The organism is Bacillus sp. FAU20, assembly GCF_056033865.1.
The window spans coordinates 23,406-29,405 of record NZ_JBVYHY010000001.1 but is presented as its reverse complement, the minus strand read 5'-3'; the positions used below and the strand labels follow the sequence as shown (position 1 = coordinate 29,405).

Below are 6,000 nucleotides of genomic sequence, written 5' to 3'. Positions count from 1 at the left end.
ATAACCGATCCAAGTGAACTATCCTTAATTGAACTAGTCAACAAATCCTGTTCGCGAGATTGCATAGGTGAACCAGTTACATATGTAAACTCAAACAATGGATATATCTTTTATAAGGAATCTAATGGAACTAATGTAGCTATAACGGTTAAAAAGAAAGACACATGGGTAATTGTAAAGAAATCTGTTCAAGATGGAATATAATCACCCCAAAAAAGAGTACGCATCGTACTCTTTTTTATTATTAATACCCTTCCTCTTCATGCCTACAATGGCATTTCGCTTTTGTTTTACAATGACATTTTTCACACTCACACTTCGTTTTCTCTTTGCAACAACACTCGTGAAAATCATTGCGCTTACATCTACATCTCCCAAACATTAAATCATCCCAAAATTTATTACAATCTTGAAAATGTCCACAATGACAAGTATTTCTCATAAATATGCTTCCTCCTTGATAGAATTCATCATATTCTATGTTTGAAAGTATACAAAGGCTTGTTTATTAGTCTATTTTCTCCATATTATAAGTAGAGTTAAAAGATTAAATAAAAATAAAAACCGTCACATGACGGCTCTTATTTTTATTTAGCAAACTACTCTTTTGTATAAAAATATTTAATTCCTTTCATATCTAACCAAGCAGTTGCTTTGTCCAGTTCGTTCCCTTGACGATAATCTGTTTCGAAATACACAAGCCCTTGGTTATCTCCACGAGATATTATTTTAGAAGTATATCCAAGCTTATCCATCATTTGAATCATGTCAGAAATTAAATTTACACCAAATTCATAAGTAACTACTTTGTTATATTTATTCACTATAATTCCAACCCCTTCTTGTTTTTTTATCGGCTCAACAATTTGATTTGTAAACCAAGCTAACGGCTTATTTCCAATCAGCTTATTTAAATCACACTTGCCGATACCAGCCACATTGCCTGTCTCTGTGTATTGCCAAATATCACATGGATACGCCGGTTTGTTACCACCATAACGAGGAATCCATACAAAATCACAATTGACATTTGCCATTCCAAATGGAGCATACATATGATGAGCAATATATAAACCGACTTTCTTAGCTCCTAATCTGCGTAATTCATCAATAAAAGCTTGTGCACCCGCTCTCATATCGTTCATTGTTCTTACTTCTACGTCAGCTACCCAAACTGTTGCATTTTTATCACCACGGTTCCAAAAGTCTCTTGCTTCTATCCGTGCATCCTCTACTGAAACGAAACGACAGAACGCATAATTACCAAACGGAATATTCCTTGCTTTCATTGCTTGTACATAATTTTTATATAAAGGATCTACATAGTTTGAACCATCTTGCACACGTACAATTACGAAATCTAATTGTGGTGCTGCGATATCCCAGTTAATGTCGCCATTCCATTTCGAAATATCTACAATATAACCCATTATTTAACATCTCCTTTTTCATTATTATATTCAAAGCTTGTTTTTTTGTTATTATCAACTAATAAATAGTATGAGAGGTATTATATTATTGGGTAATAATTTAAAATTCGGCTTATGTATTGAGAAAACAAAATATTATTACGGGTTTAATAAGTAAAGATTTACAAAACTCTATACTATATAAAGTGAAACGATAATTAGTAGGAGGCTACGAGCAGTGTAATTCCCACCTAATTTCTTAGCTTCATCCGAATTTTGAGGTGAGAATTTTACCGCCCACAAATAGCTTGATAAATAAAACCACCTTTCTGACAGGTGGTTTTGTGTACTAATTTACATATAAATTGTCCATATTTTTATAGTTACTTAATATACTTGTTAACTAAAAATAAGACAATTTTTAGTTTTTAATCAAACCAATTTTCGTTTTATCTCACGTACTCATAGTACCATTTACGTGCATCTAACCAAGCTGTAAATTTATCGATATTCCCGGACGGATAGCCATTCGTTATAGCATAACCAATGCCATCTTTTTGAACGACAATTTGTCCATCAATACCCGCATCAACCATAGCTTGAGCCAAAGCTTGTAAATTACTAAATGCTACACCACCAGTTTTTACTTTGAGCAAATTCGCTGCACCTCCTCCAGTTTGTCCTGTAAGAGCAAATACAATAGAATTAGCGATTTTATCAACATTCCATTTTGCCATGTCGGATTCATTATCAATAAACCCTAATTCAATAAGAATAGCCGGTGCCTTCGTTCCATTTAATACTGCTAAATCTGTACGTTGTTTCGCACCTCGATCACGCCATCCAATATCTTTTGCTAGTTGAGCTGAGATTTTAGCCGCCAAATCTTTCTGATCATAATATAAAACCTCAACACCCTGTCCATTTCCATCACTTGCATTAAGATGAAAAGAAATAACTAAATCCACAGCATGGGAATTGCTATTCCGAATGATATTATTTAAATTTTGTGATTGAGTTGCCCCTACCTCGTCCGTATCGTCATAAACCGTGTGTCCTAGGGCTCTTAACTTAGCCGCCATGTCATCTTTAACTTGCCTATCTAGAACGTGTTCTTTCCGATTCCCGAAATTAGCACCTTGAACAATACTATTGTGTCCTCCGTGCAAACTATATCTAGCCATTATTCATCAACATCTCCTTTCTTAATATCTTATTCAAAACTTGTCTTATTGCTATTCCCACTTACAATCTTAACTGTGCCCATACGTCCTATATTTTCTAAAAGTGACGCAATTTGTTTTCGATATAAAAAAGCTATCGCTTCATAAATCGAATGATTTATTCTCTAAATTACTTTTACATGAATGACGACACGAACAAAAAAGCATCACCCTTTCGGCGATGCCTAAAAACTCTATTTTACTTTTCAGCTCCCTAAATAAATAGAGTTTAAAATCACTGAAACTACACCTATATTTCCTCCCCTTCCTTCACAGCTTCTTTCAACCTCTGCAACATATACCCAATTCCTTTACACCCCTCTAGCGGATATGTAATCATTTCTTCTGGATATAACTTTGTCACTACTTTTTTATGCTTCTTCCCTGCTAGTAAGACGATTTCGTCAAACTGTAGTAAACTTTTATCTACCATCTGTTTTTGTAATTGCTCTATACTTATTACCTCATCGCTTTTTGAATCAAATGCAAGATCATAGTTTTCTAATACAATATCACTTGGTCTTAAAAATCCATGTTTCGCTGATAATATAACCCAGTTTTCGAAAAACATAGTTGCGTACGCCTGACATGCTTTTCCGAACGGACTAATATATACATCTTTTGCTTCCATCGGTCCGTAGTCTGAATGTTTATCCCAAATTTTCTTTTTTCCGCATGGAATTATACATAGCCTTTTCATATATATTTCTACTCCCTTTACTTTGGTAAATAAAATTCGTTATTTTGTACATTTTTTTCTCGAAATACTATATAATAATTCTGAAAGTTAAAATTACACATTTTACCATATGCGTACTATAGATTACTCTCATTGCAAATATTATAATACCATAAAAAATTTTTCATTTTTTCTTCAAAATAATGAAACTAAATTATAATACAAGTATGTATTAATAAAACAATAAGGGAGGTTCATAAAAATGAAAAATATTATCCCTGCACTATTAGTCTATTTTATCGTTTGCGTTATTTCCGTTATCATCCCAGCATCTGAAGGCTATAATTATGTCGGCTGGAAGTTATTTGTTGGGCAAGTGTATGCGATACCTATTTTCTTCATTACTACGATAATCACATTTTATATAAACAAGAAAAAATCTTACGAATAAACGATTATAAGGATAGCTAACGCTATCCTTATTTTAATTCGTTAATCAAAACTTTATATCCTTTCTTCTAAAAAGTTAAACGCAACATCTGTATTTCAGCGTTTAAACGCAGTTCCTCCGAAATCCAGCTCTCTAATTTTGAAACAGATGCAATATTTTTTCAAAAAGCCCCTGTAATTTACTTTTCAATACTTCCATATCATTAAGCATACACAATGCGACTGTTTAAAAGTTAAAAATTTCTGCTTATTATAAATAAAAAAGGACAAGTAGCCAATCTGACTACTTGTCCTTACTGTTCATCTGTACGCAATACGATTAAGCTTGGAATGCTTCTGTTAATACTGGTACGATTTGTTTTTTACGAGATACAACACCTTTTAAAGTAGCTGTATTGTTTTCTAGTGATACGTTGTATGCTTTCTCAACAACGTTTGCTGCTTTACCGATCGCAAGACCGACAGAATCGTTAGTTAAGATATCAGTTACAACGAATAAGAATAGGTCTAAACCTTTTTCTTCTACTACTGCAGAAATTACTTTTTCAAGTTCCGCTTGGTGTACAAGAACGTCGTTTGTATCAACAGCGTTTACTTGTGCGATTTCAACTTTCGCATTACCCATTTGGAATTCTTTAGCATCAAGAGAGATTAATTGCTCCATTGTTTTTCCGCTTAAGTCAGCACCAGCTTTTAACATTTCTAAGCCGTAGTTATCTGCATCTACACCAGCGATTTCCGCTAATTCACGAGCAGCTGCTACATCTTGTTCTGTGCAAGTTGGAGATTTGAATAGTAAAGAATCTGAAATGATTGCAGATAACATTAAACCTGCAACTTCTTTACGAATTGTTACGCCATTTTCTTTGTACATTTTGTTTAAGATTGTAGCTGTACAGCCAACTGGCTCACAACGATAGTATATAGGATCGCTTGTTTCAAAGTTAGCAATACGGTGATGGTCAATAACTTCTAACACACGAACTGATTCGATATCGTTAGCACTTTGTTGACGCTCGTTATGGTCAACTAAAATAACGTTGTCCACTTCGCTTGCTACTGTCTCAACAAAACGCGGTCCTTCTACTTTAAAATAGTCTAACGCAAATTGAGTTTCACCGCTGATTTCGCCTAAACGTACAGGCTCAGCATTCATTCCTAATTCTTTTTTCAATTCTGCATAAGCAATTGCAGAACAAATTGCATCTGTATCTGGGTTTTTATGCCCGAAAACTAGTACTTTTTCCATGTTTTCCACCTCTTCATGAAAAGGATATCTTAAAGAAGCAAATATGACAATATTTAAAGCATATTTTTTTATAAATAATTGCACTTTCTTCTATATTTTTCATCATTTTCATAAAAAAAATCATCTAAAATGAATTAGATGATCGAAATGTATGTTTCAATTAAAATAATGTAGGAGCTTGCACTACATTGTTAAAAGCGAAATTTGAGGATAAGCCATTATTCAAAAGGTTTACATCTATAACTTGATAAAACGCATTTCCAGTGTCTGCAATTTCCCAAACAGCTAAAATAAGATGGTATCCACTACGGTCAGTTGGTACATTCGCTTCGTGCGTTACTGTTGTCCCTGGTCTAGCTCCACCGTCATTTTTCACATAGAATGGCACTAAATCTAAATCTGATCGCGTCAAAGGTTTATTGGGATTCCAACCTTTTTTCGTAATATAGTATTTCCACTCTTTCGTACTATGAGGAGCCGTTAGTTTCCACTTGAATGTATTCGTCCCGCCATTTAACGTAACTTTCTTCCACCTATCTACAGTTTGAACATCTAAAGCGGGAAAATGACCAGCCCCTGCAATTTGTCCATCAGAAGGTCCTAGTTGCGGAAATCCACCTATTCCTTCTACGCTTTGAGGTTCATATTGAATCGGTCCACAATTTACATTTACCCCTTGCTTACATAAATAAGATCGGCTCGCTGGTGATTCTACATATCCATGAGCTGAAGCCTTTTCTGAAAATCCAAATGTTAATAATCCCGTAAGTAATACGCCACCACTTAAAATAACTTTCTTCATCTTTTGTAAACTATTCTTTTTCATTCTTTCATCCCCTTCCCATAATAAAGCGAAAATAACTATAGTTGGCTAGTCATCTTCTCTACATTTATTATAAGACGAGAATCATTACTAAAAGAACCCTCTAAAAACTTTCTCAAATTCATTTAGTGCGTTAATTAGATTATAATTAACTATTTTAACACCGC

The 6,000-nt window shown here is 34.0% G+C and carries 7 protein-coding genes and 1 pseudogene; 2 read left to right on the top strand and 6 right to left on the bottom strand.

The window, feature by feature from the left end; translation table 11 throughout:
• Positions 1-204 (top strand): annotated as a pseudogene (locus AC0OM3_RS00165) (hypothetical protein); the annotation flags it as partial.
• Here the strand turns inward: AC0OM3_RS00165 and AC0OM3_RS00160 are convergent.
• The 4 genes from AC0OM3_RS00160 to AC0OM3_RS00145 all read right to left on the bottom strand — a co-directional run bounded on the left by AC0OM3_RS00160 (position 205) and on the right by AC0OM3_RS00145 (position 3,332).
• Positions 205-378 carry a hypothetical protein gene (locus AC0OM3_RS00160; protein ID WP_474210971.1) on the bottom strand — a complete coding sequence of 58 codons (174 nt, stop codon included), beginning with the start codon at positions 376-378 and terminating at the stop codon, positions 205-207. It abuts the pseudogene before it with no gap.
• A 221-nt stretch (positions 379-599) separates the two neighbouring features.
• Positions 600-1,430 (bottom strand): GH25 family lysozyme, encoded by an 831-nt coding sequence (locus AC0OM3_RS00155; RefSeq protein WP_000540620.1) that lies wholly within the window; start codon positions 1,428-1,430, stop codon positions 600-602.
• A 428-nt stretch (positions 1,431-1,858) separates the two neighbouring features.
• Positions 1,859-2,593: an N-acetylmuramoyl-L-alanine amidase gene (locus tag AC0OM3_RS00150; protein ID WP_474210970.1), complete on the bottom strand. Its 735-nt coding sequence runs from the start codon at positions 2,591-2,593 to the stop codon at positions 1,859-1,861.
• A 289-nt stretch (positions 2,594-2,882) separates the two neighbouring features.
• Positions 2,883-3,332, bottom strand: coding sequence for a DUF6884 domain-containing protein (locus tag AC0OM3_RS00145; protein ID WP_000824872.1), 450 nt, complete (start codon positions 3,330-3,332; stop codon positions 2,883-2,885).
• 241 nt (positions 3,333-3,573) lie between these two features.
• Between AC0OM3_RS00145 and AC0OM3_RS00140 the strand changes: the two genes are divergently transcribed.
• Positions 3,574-3,762, top strand: a complete 189-nt coding sequence (locus AC0OM3_RS00140; protein WP_000789486.1) for a DUF4017 family protein — start codon at positions 3,574-3,576, stop codon at positions 3,760-3,762.
• Positions 3,763-4,080: 318 nt separating this feature from the next.
• Here the strand turns inward: AC0OM3_RS00140 and ppaC are convergent, their stop codons facing one another.
• Entirely contained in the window at positions 4,081-5,010 is a 930-nt protein-coding gene (ppaC, locus tag AC0OM3_RS00135; RefSeq protein ID WP_000416865.1) for a manganese-dependent inorganic pyrophosphatase, read from the bottom strand.
• A 160-nt stretch (positions 5,011-5,170) separates the two neighbouring features.
• Positions 5,171-5,836 carry a lytic polysaccharide monooxygenase gene (locus tag AC0OM3_RS00130; RefSeq protein WP_000742279.1) on the bottom strand — a complete coding sequence of 222 codons (666 nt, stop codon included), beginning with the start codon at positions 5,834-5,836 and terminating at the stop codon, positions 5,171-5,173.
• Between the last annotated feature and the right edge of the window lie 164 nt (positions 5,837-6,000).